The sequence below is a fragment of the Demequina mangrovi genome (assembly GCF_000759715.1).
Lineage (GTDB): Bacteria > Actinomycetota > Actinomycetes > Actinomycetales > Demequinaceae > Demequina > Demequina mangrovi.
On the sequence record NZ_BBLU01000009.1, the window covers coordinates 1 to 24282 of the forward strand.

The 24282-nt window shown below is 71.4% G+C and carries 22 protein-coding genes; 12 read left to right on the plus strand and 10 right to left on the minus strand.

Annotated elements, in window-relative coordinates; genetic code table 11:
- Positions 1-87: 87 nt before the first annotated feature.
- From TR42_RS09395 to TR42_RS09410, 4 genes are all read right to left on the minus strand, one after another.
- On the minus strand, positions 88-1035 hold the full coding sequence (locus TR42_RS09395) for an aldo/keto reductase (RefSeq protein ID WP_042215243.1): 948 nt from the start codon (positions 1033-1035) through the stop codon (positions 88-90).
- A gap of 57 nt (positions 1036-1092) precedes the next feature.
- Positions 1093-1509 (minus strand): DUF1761 domain-containing protein, encoded by a 417-nt coding sequence (locus TR42_RS09400; RefSeq protein ID WP_042215244.1) that lies wholly within the window; start codon positions 1507-1509, stop codon positions 1093-1095.
- 65 nt (positions 1510-1574) lie between these two features.
- Entirely contained in the window at positions 1575-2045 is a 471-nt protein-coding gene (locus TR42_RS09405) for an SRPBCC family protein (RefSeq protein WP_042215247.1), read from the minus strand.
- 63 nt (positions 2046-2108) lie between these two features.
- Positions 2109-2576 carry an SRPBCC family protein gene (locus TR42_RS09410; protein ID WP_042215249.1) on the minus strand — a complete coding sequence of 156 codons (468 nt, stop codon included), beginning with the start codon at positions 2574-2576 and terminating at the stop codon, positions 2109-2111.
- 365 nt (positions 2577-2941) lie between these two features.
- Between TR42_RS09410 and cysK the strand changes: the two genes are divergently transcribed.
- The 3 genes from cysK (at position 2942) to TR42_RS09430 (ending at position 5595) form a co-directional block, all read left to right on the plus strand.
- Positions 2942-3877, plus strand: coding sequence for a cysteine synthase A (cysK, locus tag TR42_RS09420; protein ID WP_042215253.1), 936 nt, complete (start codon positions 2942-2944; stop codon positions 3875-3877).
- A gap of 51 nt (positions 3878-3928) precedes the next feature.
- Positions 3929-4576, plus strand: coding sequence for a serine O-acetyltransferase (gene cysE / locus TR42_RS09425; protein WP_074789523.1), 648 nt, complete (start codon positions 3929-3931; stop codon positions 4574-4576).
- Positions 4577-4662: 86 nt separating this feature from the next.
- Complete coding sequence (locus tag TR42_RS09430; RefSeq protein WP_042215254.1) at positions 4663-5595, plus strand: aldo/keto reductase; 933 nt, start codon at positions 4663-4665, stop codon at positions 5593-5595.
- A gap of 66 nt (positions 5596-5661) precedes the next feature.
- Here TR42_RS09430 and TR42_RS09435 read toward each other — a convergent pair whose 3' ends face one another.
- Positions 5662-6162, minus strand: coding sequence for a Dps family protein (locus TR42_RS09435; protein WP_081953291.1), 501 nt, complete (start codon positions 6160-6162; stop codon positions 5662-5664).
- 155 nt (positions 6163-6317) lie between these two features.
- On the opposite strand from TR42_RS09435, the gene TR42_RS09440 reads away from it, so the two are divergent.
- The 3 genes from TR42_RS09440 to TR42_RS09450 all read left to right on the plus strand — a co-directional run bounded on the left by TR42_RS09440 (position 6318) and on the right by TR42_RS09450 (position 9527).
- A complete protein-coding gene (locus tag TR42_RS09440) occupies positions 6318-6824 on the plus strand; it encodes a CoA-binding protein (RefSeq protein WP_081953292.1) in 507 nt (168 codons plus the stop codon).
- Between the two features lie 74 nt (positions 6825-6898).
- Entirely contained in the window at positions 6899-8167 is a 1269-nt protein-coding gene (locus TR42_RS09445) for a GNAT family N-acetyltransferase (RefSeq protein WP_042215256.1), read from the plus strand.
- Between the two features lie 100 nt (positions 8168-8267).
- A complete protein-coding gene (locus TR42_RS09450) occupies positions 8268-9527 on the plus strand; it encodes a GNAT family N-acetyltransferase (protein ID WP_042215257.1) in 1260 nt (419 codons plus the stop codon).
- A gap of 135 nt (positions 9528-9662) precedes the next feature.
- Here TR42_RS09450 and TR42_RS09455 read toward each other — a convergent pair whose 3' ends face one another.
- Entirely contained in the window at positions 9663-10115 is a 453-nt protein-coding gene (locus tag TR42_RS09455) for a ribose-5-phosphate isomerase (RefSeq protein WP_042215258.1), read from the minus strand.
- A 197-nt stretch (positions 10116-10312) separates the two neighbouring features.
- Here TR42_RS09455 and TR42_RS09460 point away from each other — a divergent pair, with 197 nt between their 5' ends.
- The gene (locus TR42_RS09460; protein ID WP_042215259.1) at positions 10313-12250 is read left to right on the plus strand and encodes a M13 family metallopeptidase; all 1938 of its coding nucleotides are present in this window, start codon (positions 10313-10315) and stop codon (positions 12248-12250) included.
- A 153-nt stretch (positions 12251-12403) separates the two neighbouring features.
- Entirely contained in the window at positions 12404-13021 is a 618-nt protein-coding gene (locus TR42_RS09465) for a hypothetical protein (protein WP_143059025.1), read from the plus strand.
- On the opposite strand, the gene TR42_RS09470 is transcribed toward TR42_RS09465, so the two are convergent.
- Entirely contained in the window at positions 13018-14718 is a 1701-nt protein-coding gene (locus tag TR42_RS09470; protein WP_042215263.1) for an alpha-glucosidase, read from the minus strand. The two genes, TR42_RS09465 and TR42_RS09470, sit on opposite strands and share 4 nt — an antisense overlap.
- Positions 14719-14757: 39 nt before the next feature.
- Complete coding sequence (locus TR42_RS09475; RefSeq protein ID WP_042215315.1) at positions 14758-16602, minus strand: ABC transporter ATP-binding protein; 1845 nt, start codon at positions 16600-16602, stop codon at positions 14758-14760.
- A 75-nt stretch (positions 16603-16677) separates the two neighbouring features.
- On the opposite strand from TR42_RS09475, the gene TR42_RS09480 reads away from it, so the two are divergent.
- Complete coding sequence (locus TR42_RS09480) at positions 16678-17154, plus strand: tRNA (cytidine(34)-2'-O)-methyltransferase (protein ID WP_042215265.1); 477 nt, start codon at positions 16678-16680, stop codon at positions 17152-17154.
- Between the two features lie 9 nt (positions 17155-17163).
- Here the strand turns inward: TR42_RS09480 and TR42_RS09485 are convergent, their stop codons facing one another.
- A complete protein-coding gene (locus TR42_RS09485; protein ID WP_042215266.1) occupies positions 17164-17628 on the minus strand; it encodes a MarR family winged helix-turn-helix transcriptional regulator in 465 nt (154 codons plus the stop codon).
- A gap of 158 nt (positions 17629-17786) precedes the next feature.
- On the opposite strand from TR42_RS09485, the gene TR42_RS09490 reads away from it, so the two are divergent.
- Positions 17787-18365, plus strand: coding sequence for a DUF3558 family protein (locus TR42_RS09490; protein WP_042215268.1), 579 nt, complete (start codon positions 17787-17789; stop codon positions 18363-18365).
- A 6-nt stretch (positions 18366-18371) separates the two neighbouring features.
- Here the strand turns inward: TR42_RS09490 and TR42_RS09495 are convergent, their stop codons facing one another.
- Complete coding sequence (locus TR42_RS09495; RefSeq protein ID WP_236623417.1) at positions 18372-19751, minus strand: MFS transporter; 1380 nt, start codon at positions 19749-19751, stop codon at positions 18372-18374.
- 91 nt (positions 19752-19842) lie between these two features.
- Here TR42_RS09495 and TR42_RS09500 point away from each other — a divergent pair, with 91 nt between their 5' ends.
- Both TR42_RS09500 and pepN read left to right on the plus strand, forming a co-directional pair.
- Positions 19843-21318 carry a GGDEF domain-containing protein gene (locus tag TR42_RS09500; protein ID WP_143059026.1) on the plus strand — a complete coding sequence of 492 codons (1476 nt, stop codon included), beginning with the start codon at positions 19843-19845 and terminating at the stop codon, positions 21316-21318.
- A 75-nt stretch (positions 21319-21393) separates the two neighbouring features.
- A complete protein-coding gene (gene pepN / locus TR42_RS09505; RefSeq protein ID WP_042215271.1) occupies positions 21394-23994 on the plus strand; it encodes an aminopeptidase N in 2601 nt (866 codons plus the stop codon).
- The last annotated feature ends 288 nt before the right edge of the window (positions 23995-24282 follow it).

The following is a 24282-nucleotide window of genomic DNA, read 5'->3' on the forward strand; positions in this document are numbered from 1 at the left end:
GTCACCCGCTCTCGCACGATGAAGGCCCCCTCCGCACAGAGGGGGCCTTCATCGTTCCCGGGGTCCGCGGGCCCGCCGGAACCGCGCCTACGCGGACGCCGCGGTCAGCGCCGCGAGCTCGAAGTCCGAGAGCTCGAGCGTCATCGCCGTCAGCAGCGGCTCGAGCTGCTCCAGCGTGCGTGCCGACGCGATCGGCGCGGCCACCGTCTCCTGGACGCGCAGCCACGCGACCGCGACGGCGGCGACGGGCGCGCCGTGGTCGGCCGCCACCGCGTCGAGCACGGCGAGCACGCGTCGGCCGCGGTCGTCGAGGTACTCGCCCGCCTGGGCGGCGCGCGGGCTGTCGACCTCGGCACCGTCGCGGTACTTGCCGGTGAGGAAGCCCTTCGCGAGCGCCCAGTAGGGCAGCACCCCGAGCCCGTGCCGCACCGCGGCGGCCCTCAGGTCCCCCTCGAAGCCGCGCTCCATGAGGTTGTAGTGGGGCTGCAGGGCCACGGGCCGGTGCAGGCCGTCCCTCTCGGCGACGCCCATCCACTCGTCGATGCGCGCGGCCGTGTAGTTCGAGATGCCGATCTCGCGCACGAGGCCCTCGTCGACCAGCGCCGAGAAGGCGGCGGCGGTCTCCTCGAGCGGCGTCGACGCGTCGTCGAAGTGTGCGTAGTAGAGGTCGATGCGGTCGGTCTGCAGGCGTCGGAGGCTCGCCTCCGCAGCGCTCCGCACGGTCGAGGCGGCGAGGCCCTTGTGCTCGGGGTGCTCGCTCACCTTCGTCGCGACGATCACCTCGTCGCGCCGCCCGCGGCTCGCGAGCCACTCCCCGATCACGGTCTCCGACTCACCGCCGCTATGGCCGGGCGCCCACGCCGAGTACACGTCGGCCGTGTCGATCATCGTCCCGCCGCCGGCGACGAAGGCGTCCAGCACGGCGTAGGACGATGACCGGTCGGCCGTCCAGCCGAAGACGTTCCCACCGAGCGCGAGGGGCGCACGCGACAGGTCGAGGGTTCCCAGAGTGGCGGAGGCGAGGTTCGCTGTCATACATGTGTCAACTGTCGAGGGGCGCGCGTCGTTCCCGATCGAGGCGGGCGACGATGCTCAGAACAGCCCGAGCACGAGGCCGGCAAGCGCGAGCCCCACGGTGTCGTGCGCCGCGTCGATCACGGTGACCATGGGGCTGCGGACCGCGAAGCCGTTGTGGATCGCGTGCGCTCCGCCACGGATCACCAGGCCGAGCACGGCCCCGAGCAGCAGCCCGCCGGACCAGTCGTCGACGCCGAGCCCGTTCATCAGCATCGCGAGCACGATGACGCCGAGCAGGTTGAACAGGACCGTGCCGCCGAAGGCCGCGCCCATGTTGGCGTCCTTCATGAGGTCGTCCGTCACCCCGGCCCTATCGCGCCAGACCTTCCAGAAGCCCGCCGGCGAGTACCACCACCAGCCGATCGCGAAGCTGACGACGAACGCCACCAGCACCCCGATCCACGAGATCCCGTCGAACGTGAACCAGTCCATGACCCCTCCCCGGGTCCGCGGGGCCGCGACGCGAGCCCCTCAGCGTGAGAGTAGCCCGCGCGCCGTCACTCGTCCTCGACGTGCTCGGCGGCCTTCGCGACGTGGTCGAGGTCGTCCGCGAGCGCCTTGCGCGTCGCCTTCATCCCCGCCTTGCCGAAGAGGAACCACCCGACGCGCTGCGCGGGCCCCGGATGCGGCGTCTCGGCGCTGAAGTCGCACACGATGCGCGTGCCGTCCGCGAGCGGCTCGAGCGTGTAGGTGGTGACGTACTCGGTGCCGCGGGACTCCGCCCTGACCGTGGTCGACCGCGGCGCATCGACGGTCTCGACCCACATCTCCTCGGTCTCCTCGCGCCCCCACATCTTGCGCGTCTCGCGCCACCGGACCCCGACCTCGTAGCCCTCGCCCTCGAGCCGCTCGATGTGCAGGATCGCGGGGATCACCTCCGAGGCGTAGTCCAGATCGGTGATGACCTCCCAGACGCGCTCGACGTCCGCCGCGATCTCGCGCTCGGCCCGCACGCTGTGTCCGACCATCGTCCGTCCCCTCGTCGACTCCGCTCAGGCTAACCCGGGCGCACGCGCGCGGCGCGGCGAGCCTCAGGCGAAGTGCCTGGTGAGGTCGCCGATGTCCGCCTTGAGGCGCACCGTGCCGCCCAGCGAGAAGAAGGTGACGATCGCCTTGCGCATCGCGCGCTCGGCGAGCGAGGGCTCCGGATGGAAGACGTGGAAGACGCGCTTGACGAGCGTGCCGGTCCCCTCCTCGGCCAGGAGCGTCGTCGAGGTGAAGTGCCCGTCGGGACCCGTGCGCTCCTGCACCAGCCGCCGGTACGGCTCCGACACCACGGTGGTGAGGCGCACCACGCTCGGCTCGCTGCCGGCGTCCCGCTCCATCATCTGGAGCACGTGCCCGACCTCGCCCGGCACGCCGTCCTCGGTCACCGCCTGGGTCACCATGGAGAAGATCTCGACACGCAGCTCGGGCTCGGTCAGCGCACGCCAGACGTCCTGTGGCGACGCGGCCACGATCCCCTCACGCTCGACCGAGACATCCAGCGGCCCCGACATGACGACTCCCTCCCGGCTCAGGCGCCCGTTCCATCCGATTCGTCCCACCGTAGTGCCAGGTGCGGGCCCGCGTCAGGAGGGTTGCCGGGTCCGCCGGTGCGGCGCTAGCCTGAGCGCGAAGCCACGAAAGGTCCGGACGATGAGCATCGAGAGCAGCGCGATCCCCGCGCCCGCCTCTGCCGTCCCCACGTGCGCTCCCGCTGACACCTGCTGCCGCTGCTGCGGCTGCTGCTGTCTGTAGAGCGCTGGCAAGCGCAGCCCGGCTCCCGCCCGGCCCCGCCTTCCACCAGCGCTCGCCCCGGCATCGATCCCGATGCCCCTGCGTTGCACCCGGACCCACTCATCTCTCAAGGGAAAGAGACACCATGGCTCGCATCTACGAGGACGCCACCGCCCTCATCGGCAACACCCCGCTGGTCAAGATCAACGCCCTCGCCGAGGGCGTCGACGCCACCGTGCTGGGCAAGCTCGAGTTCTACAACCCCGCCAACTCGGTCAAGGACCGCCTGGGCGTCGCCATCGTCGACGCCGCCGAGGCGGACGGCTCGCTGGGTCCCGGCGGCACCATCGTCGAGGCGACCTCCGGCAACACCGGCATCGCGCTCGCCATGGTCGGCGCCGCGCGCGGCTACAACGTCGTCCTGACGATGCCCGAGACCATGTCGAAGGAGCGCCGCGCGCTCCTGCGCGCGTTCGGCGCGGAGCTCATCCTCACGCCGGGCACCGAGGGCATGCGGGGCGCGGTCGAGGCCGCCAACAAGGTCGCCGAGGAGCGCCCCGGCTCGGTGCTGGCCCGCCAGTTCGCCAACGAGGCCAACCCGGCGATCCACCGGAAGACCACCGCGGTCGAGATCTGGGACGACACCGACGGCGAGGTCGACATCGTCATCGCGGGCATCGGCACCGGCGGCACCATCACCGGCGTCGGCGAGGTGCTCAAGGAGAAGAAGCCCTCGATCCAGATCATCGGAGTCGAGCCGGCCGAGTCCCCGATCCTCAACGGCGGCCAGCCGGGTCCGCACAAGATCCAGGGCATCGGCGCGAACTTCGTGCCCGAGATCCTCAACACCGAGATCTACGACGAGATCATCGACGTCGACGCGGAGACCGCGGTCGCGACCGCGCGCGCCGCGGCGCGCAAGGAGGGGCTGCTGGTCGGCATCTCCTCCGGCGCGGCGCTCCACGCCGCAGTCGAGGTCGCGAAGCGTCCCGAGAACGCGGGCAAGACGATCGTCGCGATCATCCCGTCCTTCGGCGAGCGCTACCTGTCCTCGGTCCTCTACTCGGACCTCATGGACTAATCTCACGCCTTCGTGCGTTCTGCACCCAGTCCCCACCCGGAAGGTACCCAGATGGCATCCGAGATCGGACTCCTCCCCCGCATGCTGGAGGACGTCCGCACCGCGAAGCGGCGCGACCCCGCGGCCCCCGCATGGTGGGTCATCGCGGGCTCCTATCAGGGAGTCCATGCCGTCTGGTACCACCGGGTGGCGCACTGGCTGTGGAACAAGGGCGCACGCTCGTACGCGCGCCTCGTGTCCCAGTACGCACGTCGGGCCACCGGCATCGAGATCCACCCCGGCGCCCAGCTGGGCCGACGCGTCTTCATCGACCACGGCATGGGCGTGGTGATCGGCGAGACCGCCGTGGTCGGGGACGATGTCCTGCTGTTCAACGGCATCAACCTCGGCGGCACCACCATGAGCCCCGGAAAGCGGCACCCGACCATCGGCGACCGCGTCGTCATCGGCGCGGGAGCCAAGGTGCTCGGCCCGCTGCGCGTGGGGCCGGACGCCCGCATCGGCGCCAACGCGGTGGTGGTGAAGGACGTCCCGGACGGCGCGACCGCGGTCGGCATCCCCGCCGTGATCCGCAACCACCCCGGGGCCACCGAGGCGTCGACCGCCGCATCGTCCATCGACTCTGGCGACTCGCACCGCCACCCGGACCCGGACGCACCGCCGCTGCAGTCGCACGAGCCGGCGATGTACTACATCTGAGCCGCATCGACGAGGGCCCCCGCAGGCGCGGGGGCCCTCGTCGCGTCCCTACACTGGACGGGTTCCCCCTGACAGAAGGAGTGTCGATGAAGACGTTCACCATGCCCGGAACCGACATCACGGTCCCCGCCGCGGTGCTGGGCCTCATGCGCATCGTCGAGAAGTCCGATGAGGAGGTCCGCACGCTCGTCAAGACGGCGATGGACGCCGGGATCGACTTCATGGATCACGCGGACCTCTACGGCCCGCCGTACCACGGCTGCGAGCGCCGCTTCGCGGAGGCGCTGCGCCTCAGCCCCGCCGAGCGCGAGGCGCTCACCATCCAGACGAAGTGCGGGATCCGCTACCCGGGCCCGTTCTTCGACTTCTCGTACGAGCACATCGTCGACTCGGTCAACGGGTCGCTCGAGGCGCTCGGCACCGACTACCTCGACATCCTGCTCCTCCACCGCCCCGATGCGCTGATGGAGCCCGACGAGGTCGCGCGCGCGTTCGACGAGCTGCACGCGAGCGGCAAGGTCCGGCACTTCGGCGTCTCGAACCACACGCCGGGACAGATCGAGCTGCTCAAGCGCAGCGTGCGCCAGCCGCTCGTGGCGAACCAGATCCAGCTGTCGGTCACCCATGCCCCCGCCGTCGCCAGCGGCATCGCGGCGAACATGGGCGACCTCGACCAGTCGATCGACCGCGACAACGGGATGATCGACTACTGCCGCCTCAACGACATCACCATCCAGGCGTGGTCGCCCTTCCAGGCGCGCTTCTTCGACGGACCGTTCCTCGGCAACCCCAAGTACGCCGAGCTCAACGAGGTGATCGACCGCCTCGCATGGAAGTACGAGGTTCCTGCCGAGGCGATCGCCGTCGCATGGATCACGCGCATCCCCGGGCACATGCAGGTGGTGCTGGGCACCACCACGCCGTCGCGCGTCGAGGCCGCCGCGAAGGGCGCCGACGTGCACCTCGCGCGCGCCGAGTGGTACGAGATGTTCCGGGCCGCGGGCCACACGGTTCCCTGACCCGGTCCTGACGCGACGATGCCCGGCTCCCCTTCGCGGGGGCCGGGCATCATGCGTGCGGGGGGCTTACGCGGCGAACGACCGCAGCATCCACGCCGCCTGCTCGTGCACGGCGAGGCGCGCGTTGAAGAGGTCCGCGGTCGCGCCGTCGCCCGCGTCCTCGGCGACCTCGACGAGCGGCCGGATGAGGCGCGCGAGCGTCTCGTGGTCGCGCCCGAGGTTCGCCACCATCGTCATCGCGTCCGCGGTGCGCTCGTTGTCCTTGATCGACGCGTGCTCGAGGAACTCGGCGTAGGAGCCCGGCGCGCCCGAGCCGAGCGCGCGCATGCGCTCCGCGAGCACGTCGGCGGCCGCCCACAGCTCCTGGTACTGCTCCTCGAAGAGCAGGTGGAGCGAGCGGAAGTGCGGACCGGTGACGTTCCAGTGGTACCCGTGCGTCTTGAGGTAGAGCGTGAACGTGTCCGCGAGGACCTGCGAGAGGCCCGCGTTGATGGCCTTGAGGTCCTCCGCCTTGATCCCGATGCTCGGGGTGGACTCGGTGGTGCGGATAGGCGTCGTAGCAGCCATGTCTCCTCCTCGTTGCTCTGTCGCGGCACCGCGGGATCGCGGCGCCGTCCACCAGGGGCCAACCGTGCCGGCCCGCGCCGCATTCCCCGCCGCATCGCGCCGACCGGTCTCCCCGCGCGGCGGAATGCGACAGATGGCTGATACGTTCCGGGGGCATGGAGCACATCAGCCTCGACCCCCGCCACCAGGTCGCCGAGTCCTGCCCTGCCCCCGAGATCGCGGACGTCCCGGGAGACGACGAGCTCGCGCTCGCGCTCGCCCGGACCTCGCGCGTCGCGATCGTCGGCGCGTCGCCCAACCCGTCGCGCACCAGCTACCAGATCGCCGTCTGGCTCATGGAGCACACCCCGTACGAGGTGTACCTCGTCAACCCGGCCGCGGCCGGCGAGGAGATCCAGGGGCACGGCTTCTACGACTCGCTCGCGGATCTTCCCGTGAGGGTCGACCTGGTCGACGTCTTCCGTCGGGCCGAGCACACCCCCGCGGTCGCGGCCGACGCCGTGGCGGCGAACGCGAAGGCGCTGTGGCTCCAGCTCGGCATCACGAACGCCGACGCCATGGCGCGGGCGCGAGCGGCCGGGATGCTCGCCGTTCAGAACCGCTGCATCAAGGTCGAGTACCGCCGACTCCAGGACCGCATCACCTCGTTCCGCGCGCTCTGAGCCGCGCATCGGCGGGCGGTCCGCCACCGCCCGCTCACCGCGACGCGCATCGTCCCAGGTGACACGATGACCGTATGTCCGTGTCACCCGGGTACCGACTGATCTCGCTCGCGCCGGACCGCGCGAACGACATGCTCGACGTCAACACGTGGGCCTTCACGGGCGAGATGCGCGCGGAGGATCTCGAGGCGTACGCCTCCGAGATCCCGTTCTCGCGGACGCGCGCGATGGAGATCGCGGATCCGACGCTCGGCGAGGTCGGCGATCTCGCCGGGGTGGCGGCGTCCTACACGTACCGCATGCGGGTGCCCGGTGGAGCGCTCGTCCGCGTCGCGGGGCTCACGTGGGTCGGGGTGCACCCGGGCCATCGCAGGCGCGGCCTGCTCCGCGCGATGATGGGCGACCATCTCGCCGACGCCCGGGCCCGCGGCGAGGTCGCGTCGGCGCTGTACGCGGCCGAGACGGAGATCTACCAGAGGTTCGGCTACGGCCTCGCCGCTCGGCAGATGGACGTCTCGCTCCCCCGCGGCGCCGACCTTCGCGAGGTCCCCGGCGCCGATGCGCTCCGCGCCCGCATCGAGGACGCGAGCCTCGAGCGCCATGGCGGCATCCTCGCCGACCTCCAGCGCCGCATGGAGCGCCCGGGCACGCCGACCCTCGACGACGGCGACGCGCTGCGCGCCCGCTTCGCCGACCCGGGCGCGCACCGCCGCGACAGCGAGCGGATGAGGATCCTCACCATCGAACAGACCCACGGGACCCCGGTCGCGTACGCGTTGTTCAGGCGTGCCGGGAAGTGGGACGACGACGGGCTGCCGAGCGGCACGGTGCACACCTGGTCGTTCGGCGCCGTCGACCCGGCGGCCACCCGTCGCCTGTGGTCGGTGCTGCTCGACCTCGACCTCATGGGCACGGTCAAGGCGAGCCCGCTCGCGCTCGACGATCCCCTGCTGTGGCTCCTCAAGGACCCCCGCGCGGCTCGTGCGCGTGTACGGGACAACATCTGGCTGCGCATCGTCGACGTCCCCGCCGCGCTCACCGCGCGCGAGTACCTCTGCCCCGTCGACGCGGTGGTGAGCGTTCCGGACCCGCTGTTCCAGGACAACGCCGGACCGTGGCGCGTGACGTCCCGCGACGGTGAGGGCCACGTCGAGGCGGCGCCGGGGGTCGAGCCCGACGTGGTCATCGGCGTGCAGGAGCTCTCCGCTGCCTATCTGGGCGGGGTCAGCCTCGCGTCGCTCGCCGCGGCCGGTCTGGTCGAGGAGCGCACCCCCGGAGCGGTGCACGCGCTGGCCGCGGCCTTCGAGTCGACGTCCGCCCCCGTCTGCAACCTGTTCTTCTGATAGTCGCGCGGGTGCGCGTACCGCGCCGCCGCGGCGCATTCCGCGTGTGAGCGACCCCACAGGATTCGGCTCGCGTCTCGCATCGTGACACGGTGGAGGGATGAAGAAGGCAGAGGGATACCGGCCCATCAGCGTCGCCGAGGAGCGGCTCGACGAGTTCTTCGACGTGGTCCAGTGGGCCTTCGTCGGCGAGTGGCTGCGGGAGGACCGGCAGGACTACGTGGACGCGCTCCCGGTGGAGCGGGCACGCGCGCTCGAGGTGACCGATGCGCGCCGCGGCCGCGTGAGCGAGATCGCCGCGGTGCACGCGAGCTTCGGCACCGAGATGGTGGTGCCCGGCGGGCGCAAGGTGCCCACCGCGGGGCTGTCGTGGCTGGGCGTGCACCCCGCGCATCGTCGCCGCGGGCTCATGACCCGCATGATCCACGACCACTTCGAGCGCTCGCTCGCCCGCGGAGAGGCTGTGTCGGTGCTGTACGCGATGGAGGCGCCCATCTACGCGCGCTTCGGCTACGGCATGGGCTCGCAGACCGTGAAGGCCGAGATCCCGCGTGGCGCGCGGATGTGGGCCGTCGACGGCGCCGACGATCTCACGGTGCGGCTCGAGCGCGCGTCCTTCGACGAGCACGACGAGCTGGTGGCCGGCCTCCAGGCACGGCTCGACCGCCCGGGCACCGTGATCAACGCGGTCGGCTCCGGCCGCAACGCGCGCTTCACCGATCCCGTGGGCAACCGTCGCGGCATGGAGAAGTGGCGCCTCGCGATCGTCGAGGACGCGGGCGATCCGGTCGCGTACGCGTTCTTCCGCCGCCACGCCCGCTCGTCGGTGGGCATCCACGACGGCGTGTGCCAGGTCCGTGAGCACGGCTCGATGTCCCCCGCGGCCTCGCAGCGCCTGTGGCAGACCCTCACCGACTTCGACCTGGTCGAGACGACCATGACGGAGAACCTCGCGACGGACGACCCGCTGCTGCACCAGCTGCGCGATCCCCGCGGGGTGCGCTCGAAGGTGATCGACAACCTGTGGGTGCGCCTGCTCGACGTCCCGACCGCGCTCGAGGCGCGCGAGTACTTCCACGACTGCGACGTGGTGGTCGAGGTCGCGGACAAGCACGTGCCCGCGAACGCCGGCCGGTGGCGGGTCCGGGTCGCCGGGGGCGACGCCCAGGTGTCCCGCACGGACGATGCGCCGGACCTGTCGATGGACATCCGCCACCTGTCGCAGTGCTACCTGGGCGGCACCTCGCTCGAGGCGCTCGTGCGTGCGGGCCTGGTGCGTGAGCACACGCCCGGCCAGGCGCGCGACCTCGCGACGGCGATGCTGTCCCCCGTCGCGCCCCTGGCGAACTGGGACTTCTGAGGGCCGCGCCGGCGCAGCGCAATCTGACGCCGGCTCACGCGCACCGTGGCGGGTGCGCCGAGAACGCGGACGCGCCCGCATCGTCCCCGGTGGGACGGTGCGGGCGCGGCGTCGTCTATGCGAAGCGGGCGCGCGTCAGCGCTGCGCCTCGTAGTCCTTCATGAGGTCGATGCGGCGCTGGTGGCGCTCGTCGCCCGAGAACGGCTCGGCGATGAACGCGTCGGCGATCGCGGTCGCCTCCTCGAGCGAGTGCATGCGGCCGCCGAGCGACCCGACCTGCGCGTCGTTGTGCTGACGCGCGAGCTTGGCGGTCTCGACCGACCAGATCAGCGCGGCGCGGATGCCGGTGACGCGGTTCGCGGCGAGCTGCTCGCCGTTGCCCGAGCCGCCGATGACGATGCCGAGGTCCGCGCCCTCGCTCGCCGCCACGGCCTCCGCGGCGGCGATGCACATGGGCGGGTAGTCGTCGAGCGCGTCGTACTCGTGGGCGCCGTGGTCGACCACGTCGTGGCCGGCCTCGGAGAAGTGGGAGATGAGGTGCTGCTTGAGCTCGAAGCCCGCGTGGTCCGCGGCGATGTGGATGCGCATGGCGCCCATTGTGCCAGCGCCCGACGCGTCGATTTCCAATGACAAAGGTGAAGGACGATGCGCGCGGGATGGGTGGGACTGATGGTGAGCGTCCTGCGAGTCGCACTGGTCACTCTTGTCATTGGCAATCGTCCGCGGGGGCTCGCCGTCAGCGAAACTCGCGACGGGCGTCGCACCGCGCCCCTAGGGTGAGAGCCATGACGCTTCGCTCCGGCATCGACCAGTCCGAGTTCTCCCCCACCGTCCGCGCGCAGGACGACTTCTTCCGGTACGTCTCCGGGCCGTGGGAGGAGACTCACGAGATCCCCGGCGACCGCGCCGCGGACGGCTCGTTCTACACGCTGCGCGACGAGGCGGAGAAGCAGGTCCGCGTCATCATCGAGGAGGCGCCGCGCGAGTCGCAGATCGGCGCGCTCTACGCGGCCTTCATGGACGTCGACCGCGTCAACGCGCTGGGCGTCGCGCCGCTCGACGCGGACCTCGCGAAGGTCGAGGCCGCCGGCACGCATGAGGAGCTGGCCCGCGCGATGGGCGAGCTCCAGCGCGACGGCGTCTCGGGCGCCGCCGGCTACTACGTCTTCGCGGACCGCCTCGACCCCGACCGCAACGTGGTCTACCTGGGCCAGTCCGGCATCGGCCTGCCCGACGAGGCGTACTACCGCGACGAGGCGCACGCCGAGACCCGCGAGAAGTACGTCGCTCACGTCGACCGGATGGCCGGCCTCACGGGCCTGGCCTTCGACTCCTCGACCGTGGTGGGGCTCGAGACCGCGATCGCACGCGAGCACTGGGACGTGGTGAAGACCCGCGAGGCCGAGCTCACCCACAACCCGACCACGCTCGACGGTCTCGCCGCGGACGCGCCGGGCTTCCCGTGGGGCGTCTGGGCCGAGGCGATCCGCCTCCCCGAGGCGGCGCACGGCCTGCTGGTCGCGGGCGAGCCGAGCTACTTCACCGCCTTCGCCAAGATCTGGGCCGAGACCGAGCTCGACACGTGGAAGGCCTACCTCCGCTGGCGCATCGTCAACTCGCGGGCCGCGTACCTCACCGAGGAGCTGTCCAAGGCGAACTTCGACTTCTACGGCACGGTGCTGAGCGGCGCGACCGAGCAGCGCGAGCGGTGGAAGCGCGCCGTCGGCCTGGTCGAGGGCGTCGTGGGCGAGCTCGTGGGCCAGGAGTACGTGGCCCGCCACTTCCCGCCGGCGTACAAGCAGCAGATGGACGCGCTCGTCGAGAACCTCGTCGAGGCGTACCGCGTGTCGATCGAGTCGCTCGAGTGGATGACCCCGGGCACCAAGGACAAGGCGCTCGAGAAGCTGCGTCAGTTCACCCCGAAGATCGGCTACCCCGACAAGTGGCGCGACTACACCGGCCTCGAGGTCTCGCCCGAGGACCTCGTGGGCAGCATCCGCGCCGCGAGCGCCTTCGAGGAGGACTGGGAGTGGGCGAAGATCGGCAAGCCGGTCGACCGCTCGGAGTGGCTCATGACGCCGCAGACCGTCAACGCCTACTACCTCCCCGTCGCCAACGAGATCGTGTTCCCGGCCGCGATCCTGCAGCCGCCGTTCTTCCACCCCGAGGCCGACGCGGCGGTCAACTACGGCGGCATCGGCTCCGTCATCGGTCACGAGATCGGTCACGGCTTCGACGACCAGGGCTCGAAGTACTCCGGCACCGGCGCGCTCGAGGACTGGTGGACCGAGGAGGACCGCGAGGCCTTCATGGCCCGCGCCAAGATGCTGATCGCCCAGTACGACGGCTACTCCCCCAAGCAGCTCGACGGCTCGCACCACGTCAACGGCGCGCTCACCGTCGGAGAGAACATCGGCGACCTCGCGGGCGTCGAGATCTCGCTCAAGGCCTACGAGATCGCGCTCGGCCACCCCATCGCCGAGGCTCCCGAGCTCGACGGCCTCACCGCGGTGCAGCGCTTCTTCATCGGCTACGCGCTCACCGAGCGCATGAAGGTTCGCTCCGAGGCGCTCGTGACGCGCCTCGCGACGGACCCGCACTCGCCGAGCGAGTTCCGCGTCAACGGCATCGTGCGCAACATGGACGCCTGGTACGAGGCCTTCGAGGTCGCGGACTCGGACGAGCTGTGGCTCGCGCCCGAGGAGCGCGTCTCGATCTGGTGACGGCCGCCTGACTCGGCATCGGCCCGGTCCCCCGGCGACGGAGGGCCGGGCCGATGCGCGTCCGGGTGAACGCTCGCTGAACGCCGCGCGAGGGCGCGTCCCCGGTGCTAGAACGGGTGGAGGGGGAGCTCGACACGGACAGAGGGGGTCCGGATGAGCATCAGGATGTGGGCGGGGACCGCCGCCTTCGCGACGGGCATGGCCATGGGCATGGTCGGCTGCTCGGGTGGAGACGACCCGCCGTCGGTGGATGAGGTGACCTCGGAGGAGAGCGCGGTCGACGACACCGCCGCGGCGACCGAGGAGCCCCAGGCAGGGACCGACGACGAGGACGCCTCCGACCCGACCGAAGAGACGGAGGCCGCCGGCGGCGGCGATGCGGACGTGTGCGCGCTGCTCGGCGACGCCGATCTCGAGGACGTGACGGGGCTCGCCTTCGACCAGGGCGTGTTCGACACCGACCTCTCGAGCGACCTCCAGTACGTCTGCAACTGGACGCACAGCGGCGACACGCTCGCGATCGTCCAGGTGCTGGTGCTGCCGGGCGTGGGGGACGTCGTGTCGCAGCGTGACTCGGCGGAGGAGTGGATGGGCGCGACGGAGGACGTCGAGGTCGCGGGCGCCACCGATGCGTACTCTGTCGCCTCGGGCTCCATCATCGGGATGCGTGCGGGCGACGACTTCGTGCAGGTCTCGTACATGTCCGCAGACGCGGACGACGTCACCGACATGACCGTCGAGCTCGCCGAGATCGTGGTCGGCAACCTCTAGCGCGCGAGGTAGATCCGGGCCCCCCACGGGCCGAGCGGGATCTCCCCCGCGCCGGCCGGGTACGGCGTCGCCTCCGTGCCGAGGTTGTGGAGCACCAGGGCGCCGTGCGCGACGTCGACGTGGGCGATCACCTCCTCGCCCGAGATGTTCGCCACCACGGTGAGCACCGTGCCGTCGAGGACGCGGCGGTACGCGAAGACCTGCGGGTGCTCGGGCAGCAGCATCGTGAAGTCGCCGTGCGCGACCACGGGCTCGTCGTGGCGCATCGCGATGAGCGCGCGGTAGAACGAGGCGACCGAGTCGGGGTCCTCTCGCTGCGCCTCCGCGTTGAGCCATGTGTGGTTGGGGGTCGCACGGAGCCACGGGGTGCCCGTGGTGAAGCCCGCATGCGGCGAGGCGTCCCACTGGACGGGCGTGCGGGCGTTGTCGCGGCTCATCGCGGACATGCCGTCGAGGATCCGCTGCTCCGGGACGTCGATCTCGCGCAGCTCGTCGTACGCGCCGAGCGACTCGACGTCCCGGTACTCGTCCACCGAGGCGAAGCCGGCGTTGGTCATGCCGATCTCTTCGCCCTGATAGACGTACGGCGTGCCGCGCATGAGGTGCAGCACCGCCGCGAGCGCCTTCGCCGAGGCCGCCCAGTGGTCGCGGTCGTCGCCGAAGCGCGACACCACCCGCGGCTGGTCGTGGTTGTCCCAGTAGAGCGAGTTCCACCCGCGCTCCGCGAGCCCGGCCTGCCACCGCGCGAAGATCGCCTTGAGCCGGACCAGGTCGAGCGGCTGCGGGTCGAACTTGCCCAGCGGCCCGTGGTCGACGTCGACGTGCTCGAACTGGAAGACCATGTCCACCTCGGCGCGCGCGGGATCGGTGAAGAGCACCGCATCGTCCACGGTCGCTCCCGGCGTCTCGCCCACCGTGAGGAAGCGCCCCTCCCTCCCGGCGAACACCTCGCGGTGCATCTCCTGGAGGAACTCGTGGTTGCGCGGGCCGCACGCGTACAGCGGGAAGCCGTTGCCCAGCCCGCCGGGCAGGGGCTCGCCGTCGCGCAGCGGCAGCACCTTCGAGATGAGGTTGATGACGTCCATCCGGAAGCCGTCGACGCCGCGGTCGAGCCAGCGGTTCATCATCGCGTAGACGGCCTGGCGGACCTCGGGGTTCTCCCAGTTGAGGTCGGGCTGCTTGGGGTGGAAGAGGTGGAGGAAGTACTCCCCTGACTCCTCGTCGAAGGCCCAGGTCGGGCCCGAGAAGAACGCGCGCCAGTTGGTGGGCTCCGCGCCGGGCGCGCCGGGCTCGAAGCCGTCGCGCGGGGGCCTCCACCAGTACCAGTCGCGCTTGGCGCTGTGGCGCGAGGCCCGCGACTCGAGGAACCACGGGTGCTCGTCCGACGTGTGGTTCACCACGAGGTCCATCACGAGCTTCATGCCGCGCGCATGCACGGCGGTGAGCAACGCGTCGAAGTCGTCGAGCGTGCCGAAGGCGGGGTCGATCGCCTCGTAGTCGGAGATGTCGTAGCCGTTGTCCGCATGCGGCGACGCGTAGATGGGCGACAGCCAGATGACGTCGACGCCGAGCCACGCGAGATGGTCGAGCCTGCTGAGGATGCCACGCAGGTCGCCGATGCCGTCGCCGTCGGAGTCCTGGAAGCTGCGCGGATACACCTGGTAGACCACGGCGGACTTCCACCAGTCATCGGTCACGGAAGGCTCCTCTCAGCGTCGGGCGGGGCTCTGTCCACCCTAGTCCGCCTGCTGGGCCGCAAGCCTGGCGTAGAGCCCGCCGCGCGCGAGGAGCTCCGCATGAGACCCGGTCTCGACGATGCGTCCGCGGTCGACCACGTGGATCACGTCCGCGCGCGCGATGGTGGACAGCCGATGCGCGACCACCAGGGTGGTGCGCCCCTCCGCCGCGCGGTCGAGCGCTGCCTGCACCACCCGCTCCGACACGGTGTCGAGCGCGCTCGTCGCCTCGTCCAGCAGGAGCACGGGCGGATCCTTGAGCAGCACGCGCGCGATCGCGACGCGCTGCTTCTCGCCGCCCGACAGGCGGTAGCCGCGCTCGCCCACGATCGTGTCGTAGCCGTGCTCGAAGCCCTGGATCGCGTCGTGGATGTTCGCGCGCCGGCACGCGTCCTCGAGCTCGGCATCGGTCGCATCGGGCCGCGCGTAGCGCAGGTTCTCCGCGATGGTCGCGTGGAACAGGTACGTCTCCTGCGACACCACGCCCACGTGGTCGACCACGGACTCGTGCCGCAGGCGCCGGACGTCCTCGCCGGCGAAGAGCACCGCTCCGCCGCTCGCCTCGTGCAGGCGCGCCGCGAGGTAGACGATGGTGGTCTTGCCCGCCCCCGACGGCCCGACGAAGGCGTGGGTGGTGCCCGGGTCGACCCGGAAGCTCACGCCGTCGAGCGTCGCCGGGGCGTCGTCCCGGGCGCCCGGGTAGCGGAACTCGACGTCGCGGAACTCGACCGCGCCCAGCGGCCCAGGCGCGTCCTCGACGCCCACCGCATCGTCCGCGTCGCGGATGGCCGGCTCGAGGTCGAGGTACTCGAAGATCCGGGCGAAGAGCGCGCGCGAGGTCTGCACCTCGAGCGCGACGCGCATGAGCGCCATGAGCGGGAACAGCAGCCGCGACTGCACGGCGGTGAACGCGACGACGGTGCCGGCGGTCAGCACCGAGGACCCACCCGAGATCAGCAGGCCCGCCGCGAGGTAGATGACGGCCGGGACCGACGACATCACGATGGTGACGAGCCCGAAGAACCACTGGCCGGTCATCGCCTGCTGCACCTGGAGGCGGATCTGCGTCGCGTTCTCGGCCTGGAACCGCTCGGTCTCGAGACGCTGCCGGTTGTAGACCTTCGACAGCAGGATCCCGCTCACCGAGAGCGTCTCCTGGGTGATCGCGGTGAGCTCGGACAGCGACTCCTGGGTGCGCGACGCGATGCGCGCGCGCACGCGGCCCACCCGGCGCTGCACCGTGACGAGCGCGGGCATGAGGATGACCGCGAGGAGCGTGAGCCGCCAGTCGAGCAGCAGCATCGCGACGAGGCTCGCCGCGACGGTGACCGAGTTGCCGACGATGCTCGACACGAACGTGGTGAGCACGCCGGAGACGCCTCCCACATCGTTCTGGAGCCGCGACTGGATCACGCCCGTCTTGGTGCGGGTGAAGAACGCGAGCTCCATCGACTGGAGCCGCGCGAAGAGCCGTTCGCGGAGGTCGCCCGTGACGCGGTTGCCCACGGACGCGGTGAGGTACGTCTGCCAGATCTGCAGCCCGGCGGCGGCGATGAAGATCACGATCATCACCGCCACGAGCTCGGCGAGCAGCGCCCGCCGCGGCTCGCCGTCGGGCGGGAACAGCGCCTGGTCGAAGATGCGCTCGACCAGCAGCGGCGGGATCACGGTCGCGCCCGCGGCGGCGACCACGAGCACGGCCGTGGTGACGAGCGCGCCGCGGTAGGGCTGGAAGAGCGCGATCACGCGGGGCCAGAGGTCGGGGATGTCGGGCGCCTCGGCGTTGAGGGCGCGCTGCGCGTCCTCGTCACGGCTCGCGAAGCCGCGCCCGGGCATGCCTCCCATCGCTGCGCGGCGGCTGCCGGGGGGCGCGGGATGGCTCATGCAGAGAGCCTAGGACCTGCGTGCGACACTGGCGCCATGCCTGTCGCCCTGCCGTCCATCGCGTTCTTCGAGCCCCGGATCCCCGAGAACACCGGCAACGCGATCCGGCTGTCGGCGGTCACGGGCGCGCCCCTGCAGCTGATCGAGCCGCTCGGGTTCGAGCTCGAGGACTCGAAGCTGCGGCGCGCGGGGCTCGACTATCACGACCTCGCGACGGTGACGGTCCACACCGGCCTCGACGCGATGCTCGACGCGCTCCCCGACGCCCGCGTCTACGCGTTCACCGCGCGCGCCGACGTCACCTACACCGACCTCGCGTACGAGGCCGATGACGTGCTGCTGTTCGGCCCCGAGCCCACCGGGCTGCCCGACGAGGTGCTCGACCATCCCCGCATCACGTCGTGGGTGCGGATCCCGATGCTGCCGGGCAGGCGCTCGCTCAACCTCTCGAACGCCGCGGCGATCGTGACGTACGAGGCCGCGCGTCAGCTCGGCTTCTCCGACATGGAGTGACGCGCGGGCTCAGATCCCGAGCTCGAGCAGATCGGCGGCGTGCGGCTCCCCGGCCGCCCGCGCGAACGCCTCCATCCCTGACCGCAGGGCCTCGCGCTCGGCCGGCGCCATCGCCTCGATCACCTCGGCGATCATCGCGCGGCGGCGGTCGGTGACGGTGGCGACGAGCGCCTTCCCCTTGCCCGTGAGGTCGACCCGCACCTGGCGCCGGTTCTCCTGATCGGCCGCCCGCACGATCCACCCGCCGTGCTCGAGCCGCTCGACCGTGCGCGTTAGCGTCGACGGATGGACGCCGATGCGCTCGGCGAGGTCGCCCATGCGCAGACCTCCGCCCTGCGTGAGGACCACCATCACCCGGAACTGCGGGACCGTCACCTCGCTGATCGCGGGCACGAGCGAGCGCGCGACGATCCCGAGCAGCGCACGGGAGCTGGCGATGGTCGCCTCGGTGACCGGGGAGGCGTCGGCGGGCATGCCTCCACGGTAGACCCGGGAGCGGACGATGCCGCGGCGCCCGGGCCCGGTCAGCGCGCTGGCCGCGCCGCACGCGTCGGCGCCCTCCCGCAGAGACCTGGGGCGTCACGGGGACCGTCCTCGCGGATGCTAGCGTCAGCGTGATCGAAGGGACCTCCATGACGCCTCGCCAACTGCTCACGAGCGCCGCCGCCACGGCGTCCGGGGTCGCGCTGCTCTCGGGCTGCACGCCGCTGGGCTCCAGCGGCGACCCGTCCGCATCGGCGACGCCGACCGCGCTCTCCACGGCCTCGCCGGTGGCGCACGCCCCCGCGGGAACGGTCGATCCCTGCGCGCTCGTCAAGAGGGGCAACGTCTCGAACGCGGTCGGAGCTAACCTCGCGCAGGGCGTCTTCAACTCCGCGCTCTCCACCGACGGCCGCAACATCTGCGACTGGCGGCCCGAGAACGAGGACAAGACCGAGCCCCGGGTCCAGGTCGAGATCAACTGGGCGTTCCCCGACGCCTCGAGCCACCGCGCGCTCGCGGAGGAGGTCTTCGGGAAGACGCTCGACGTCTCCCGCGAGGTCGAGGGCGCGACCGACCTCTACATGACACCGTCCCGGCACACGCTCGGCATGAGCGTCGGCGACTATTTCGTCAAGGTGTCGATGATCGACCCCGACGCGAGCCGGAGCGAGGGCGCCGACGCGATCATCGACATCGGCCGCAGGGTCGCAGCCAACCTCAGCTCCTGACCGCGCTCAGGGGGTCGGCGACGTCGCGTCGTACTCGCGCCACGCACGCTGCGCGCGGGTGAGGATCACGATCAGCGCGATGATCACGAACCCGCCGAGCAGCGGAGGGAACCACAGCGCGGTGACGGCCGCGAGCGCGCCCGCGTACATGTCGCCCAGGCGCGGGCCTCCCGTCACCACGACGATGAAGACGCCCTGGAGCCGGCCGCGCATCTCGTCGGGCGCGGCCTGGATGATCATGGTCTGGCGGAAGATCGCGCTGAGCTCGTCGGAGGCGCCCATGCCCGCCATCGCGAGCGCCATGAGCGCCAGCGTCGAGAAGTCGGTGCCGCCCCAGCCCTCGCCCGCCGCATGCCCGCTGTGCATGCCCACCCACGTGAACACGCCGAACAGCACGGCGAAGGCGCCGAACACCTGGATCGCACGCGAGATCGCGATGCCGTGCCGGTGCACGTGCGCGATGCGGCCCGAGAAGAGGCTGGTGAGCATCGTGCCGATCGCGCCCGCGGCGGTGAGCGCGCCCACGGTGAGCGCCCCGCCACCGACCACGAGCGCGCCGAGCGCGGGGAACAGCGCGTACGGACGCCCGAACGTCATCGCGATCGCGTCCACGATGAAGCTCATGCGGATGTTCGGCGACCTCCGCAGGAAGGTCAGCCCCTCCTTGAGGACCGGCCAGCCCGCCTCGACCCGCTCCCCCAGCCGCGGCAGCGACGGAAGCATCCAGATCCCGAGGAAGCCCGCGGTGAACAGCACCGCGTCGATCGCGAAGGTCCAGGGCAGGCCGATGCTCGCCGCGAGCACGCCCGCGAGCGCGGGCCCGACGGTCACCATCGCGCCGAACGAGATGCCGTTGAGCGCCGTGGCGCGGCTGAGCATGTCGGCGGGGAGGATGCGTCCGACCACCGAGCCGCGGGTCGCGTTCGAGACGGTCGACGTGATCGCGTTGACCGTGGTGACCAGGTAGAACGGCCAGACCGGGGCGTGGGTGCCGAGGCCCTGGAGGTGCTGCTCCCAGAACGCGAGCACCACGAGCGCGAGGATGGACGCCCACGACGCGAGGGACGAGGCGATGACCACCTTGCGACGGTCGAAGACGTCGGCGAGCACGCCGCCCCACAGCCCGGCGGCGATCATCGGCACCAGCGCGATGCCGCCCACGAGGCCGACCGCGAACGTGGACTCGGTGATCTCGTAGATCTGCAGCCCCACCGCGACGGTGGTCATGAACGCACCGACTCCCGAGATCGCGCCGCCGATCCACAGGCGCGCGAACGCGGGGCTGGCCTTGAGCGGGGCGATGTCGACCAGGTGGCGGGACAGCCCGCGTCGGGACGATGCGGGCGCGCCGGACGCGTCGCTCGAGGTCTGCGGGTCCTGGGTCACCGGGTGATTCTAGGGCCGATGCGCCGGCGTGCCGGGGCCTCGCCGCACTCGCACCGCTCCACTCGCGAGGCAGGCTGTCGATAGTGAAGGTGTGAGACTTGTCAGCACCACCGCCGGGGTCGTGGCGTGCGCGATCGCGTTCGGGCTGACGGGCGTGGTTCTCTACGCCACGGGCGGCGAGCTCGTCCGGGGTGCGACCATCACCGCGTCGAGCCTGGTCGTCGCGGGCGTGGTGGTCCTCCGCATGGTGGGGACGGCGGGGATCGCGCGGCGCGTCTACCTTCTGCTCTTCTCCGGGTTCGCGCTGCTCGCCACCGCGAACATCGTCTGGTTCGCGGTGGTCGGGATCGGCGGCGCGGCGCACTCGCCGCAACCTGCCAACCAGCTGATCATCGGCACCGCTTATCTGTGCCTCCTCGGCGCGGCCTTCATCGCGATCGTGCCCACCGTGCGCACCGACGTCGGCGGGGTGCTCGACGCCGCGACGCTGGGGATCGCGGTGGCCGCCGCGCTGTGGATCGCCGTCCTGGCGCCCGCGCTCGAGCGCGCGGGGGCGTCCACGGGCGACCAGATCTACGTGTTCGCCATCACGGTGCTGATGAGCGGGGCCGCAGGGATCGTCGTCGGCGTATCGATCAACGGCGCGATCCCGCCGACCGCCCGTCCGGCGCTCACGGGCTTCGTCGCCGCCATCGTCGTCGCGGTCACGACCAACTCGCTCAGCGTCATGTACGTCGATCCTGTCACCGGGCTCGCCCCGTGGTGGGTCGGCATCGGATGGCCGTTCGCGTACGCCGCGGCGTGGGCCGCGATCGCCCACCCGGCGGGACCCGACACGTTCACCGTCGGATCGCCCCGTCCGGTGCGCCTCACCCGCGGGCGCATCGTCGCGCTGGGGCTCGCGCTCGTCAGCACGCCGCTCATCGCGGTGCTCCGTGCGCTCACCGTGGGCTCCGCCGACTGGTTCACCGGCGCGATCGCGCATCTGGCGGTCATCCTCCTGGTGCTGGCGCGGGTCAGCCAGCTCGCGACCGCGCATCGCTCCGCGGAGGCGCGCCTGCAGCATCTCGCCGATCACGACGCGCTCACCGACCTGCCGAACCGGCGGTCGGTCGAACGGCACCTCGAGTCGCTGCTCGCGCGTGTGTCGGCGGGGCGGGCCGAGGGGGCGGTCGTGGTGTTCATCGATCTCAACGGATTCAAGGCGATCAACGACACCTACGGCCACACGGCGGGGGACGAGCTCCTGGCGGCTGTCGGCACGCGCCTGTGCGGCACGGTGCGTGCGGGGGCCTCGGACATGGTCGGCCGCTTCGGCGGCGACGAGTTCGTCGCGGTCGTCGAGGGCGATCCCGCGGCGGCGGTGGAGCCCGCTGCCATGCGGATCCTCGACGCCTTCGACCGGCCCTTCGCGCTCACCGACGCCGTGGTGCCGGTGGCCGCCGGCGTCGGCTTCGCCACCGTGAGCCCCGGGGAGGACGCGACGCTCGACTCCCTCCTGACGCGCGCGGATCGTGCGATGTACACCGACAAGCGCCAGCAGGCATCCGGCGCAGCGCGCGACTGAGGACCGCCCCCGCATCGTCCTCCCTGCTACCGGCGCGCCGCGCTCGGCGGGACCGCGGCGTGGCAGAATCGCGCCATGCCAGGTACCAACCTCACGCGCGCCGAGGCCGAGGCCCGCGCCGCCATCGTCGCCGTCGACACCTACGCCGTCGACCTCGACCTCACCACGTCGGACACCACCTTCCGTTCGACGACCACCGTGCGCTTCTCCGCCACGGCCGGCGAGAGCACGTTCATCGATCTCATCGCCCCGTCCGTGCTGAGCATCACCCTCAACGGCGAGGCGCTCGACCCCGCCACGCACTTCGCCGACTCGCGCATCGCGCTGCCCGGTCTCGCCGCCGAGAACGAGCTGACCGTGGTCGCCGACTGCTCCTACATGAACACCGGCGAGGGCCTGCACCGCTTCGTCGACCCCGAGGACGGCGAGGTGTACCTCTACTCGCAGTTCGAGGTCGCCGACACGCGCCGCGTGTACGCGGTGTTCGAGCAGCCCGACCTCAAGGCGTCGTTCACGTTCACCGTGTCCGCGCCGGAGCACTGGCACGTGCTGTCGAACTCGCCCTCCACCAAGGAGGCCGCCGAGGGGTCGATCGACATCGCCGGGACCGCGCGCGGCAAGGCGCGCTGGACCTTCTCCCCCACCACCCGCATCCCCTGCTACGTCACCGCGGTCGTCGCCGGTCCGTACCACGAGGTCGAGGGCACGGTGGAGTCGCGCAAGGGCACGCTCAGCGCGAACGTGTACTGCCGCAAGGCGCTCGCGCCGTACCTCGACGCCGACGTCATCCTCGACGACACCCAGCAGGGCTTCACCTTCTACGAGGAGAAGTTCGAGACGGACTACCCGTTCGAGAAGTACGACCAGATCTTCGTGCCCGAGTTCAACGCGGGCGCGATGGAGAACGCCGGGTGCGTGACGTTCCTCGAGGACTACGTGTTCCGTTCCAAGACGGCGCAGGCCAAGATCGAGCGCCGCACCGTCACCGTGCTCCACGAGCTGGCCCACATGTGGTTCGGCGACCTCGTCACCATGAAGTGGTGGAACGACCTGTGGCTCAACGAGTCGTTCGCGGAGTTCGCGTCGACCCTCGCCACCGCCGAGGTCACCCGGTACAAGAACTCGTGGGTGACGTTCAACGCGCTCGAGAAGTCGTGGGCGTACCGGCAGGACCAGCTCCCGTCGACGCACCCGATCATGGCGGACATCAAGGACCTCGAGGACGTCGAGGTGAACTTCGACGGCATCACCTACGCTAAGGGCGCGTCCGTGCTGCGCCAGCTCGTCGCGTGGGTGGGCCAGGACGAGTTCTTCGCCGGCGTCGCCGAGTACATGCGCAAGCACCACCACGCCAACGCGACGCTGAACGACCTGCTGGTCGAGCTCGAGAAGGCGTCCGGCCGCGACCTGTCCGGCTGGTCGGACGTGTGGCTCCAGAAGGCCGGCGTCACCACGCTCCGCCCGATCATCGAGACGGACGATGCGGGCGTCATCACCTCGTTCGCCGTCCGCCAGGAGGTCCCGGCCGAGTGGCCGACCCAGCGCCCGCATCGTCTCCGCATCGGCGGCTACGACCTGGTCACCACCGACGAGGGCGACGAGGTGCTCGAGAGCGTGCTCGAGGTCGAGGTCGACATCGACGGCGAGCTGACGGAGATCCCCGCGCTCGTGGGCAGGCAGCGTCCGGCCCTCGTGCTGGTCAACGACGGGGACCTCGCGTACGCCAAGGTCCGCCTCGACGAGGCGTCGCTCGCGACCGCCGTCGCGCACGTGTCGAAGTTCACCGACCCGCTGGCCCGCTCGATGGTGCTCGCGGCGGCGTGGGACATGACGCGCGACGCCGAGATGCCCGCGCGTCAGTACATCGACCTGGTGCTCAACAACATCGGCGAGGAGACGGAGTCGACCACGGTCCTCGTGCTGCTGCGCCAGCTCTCGACCACCATCGCGCTGTACGTCCACCCCACGCACACCGACGAGGTCCAGGCGGCGGCGGCTCGCGCGATCTGGCGGCTCATGGTCGCGGCCGAGCCCGGCTCCGACAGCCAGCTCCAGTTCGTGCGCGCGTTCGCCGGCCTCGCCTGCGTCGACTCGATGTACGACACGGTGCAGGCGCTCATCGACGGCAAGATCGCGATCGATGGTCTCACCATCGACGCCGACCTCACGTGGGACCTGCTCATCACGCTGTGCGCGGGCGGTCGCGCGGGCGAGGTCGCGGTCGAGCTCCAGCTGAGCAAGGACGCGACCGCGTCGGGCCAGCGCCGCGCCGCGCACGCACGCGCCGCGATCGCCACCCCGGAGGCGAAGCGCGCCGCGTTCGACGCGCTGGTCAACGCCGAGAAGGACCTGCCCAACGCGCTGCAGTACGAGACCATCGCGGGCTTCAACCACGCCCACGACCTCGACCTGCTCGTGCCGTTCGTGGACGAGTACTTCGGCGCGCTGCGCCGGATCTACTCGACCAAGACCAACGAGATCGCCGCGAACCTCATCGAGGGCCTGTACCCGGTGCTGCTCGCGGGCCGCGTCCCGGACCTCCAGGACAAGGCCTTCGAGTGGCTCGAGGCGAACGCCGACGCTCACGACGCCCTCAAGCGCCTCGTGAGCGAGAGCAAGGACGGCGTCCGTCGCGCGCTCAAGGCGCAGGCGGCGGACCTGGCCTTCGAGGGCTGATCCCGCCTGCTCGCCCCGCACACCCCTTGCCCGTCACGCCCACTCCGCGCCATTTCCCGGAATGGGGCGCTGACGGTCGGTTCTGAGCATTGAGCGCCTCCCATGGGGCATCCGCCGACGGCCGCCGCGGTTCTCACCGCGGCGGCCGTTCGCATGTCACCCCGCGGCTGCCGACGGGGAGCGCCCCATGACGCGCCGCACGCGCCGGGAAACGACCGTCAGCGCCCCGCAGCGCGAGCCGCGCGTGGGCCGGGCCCGGGACCGCTGAGGCGGCGAGCGCCCCTCCGC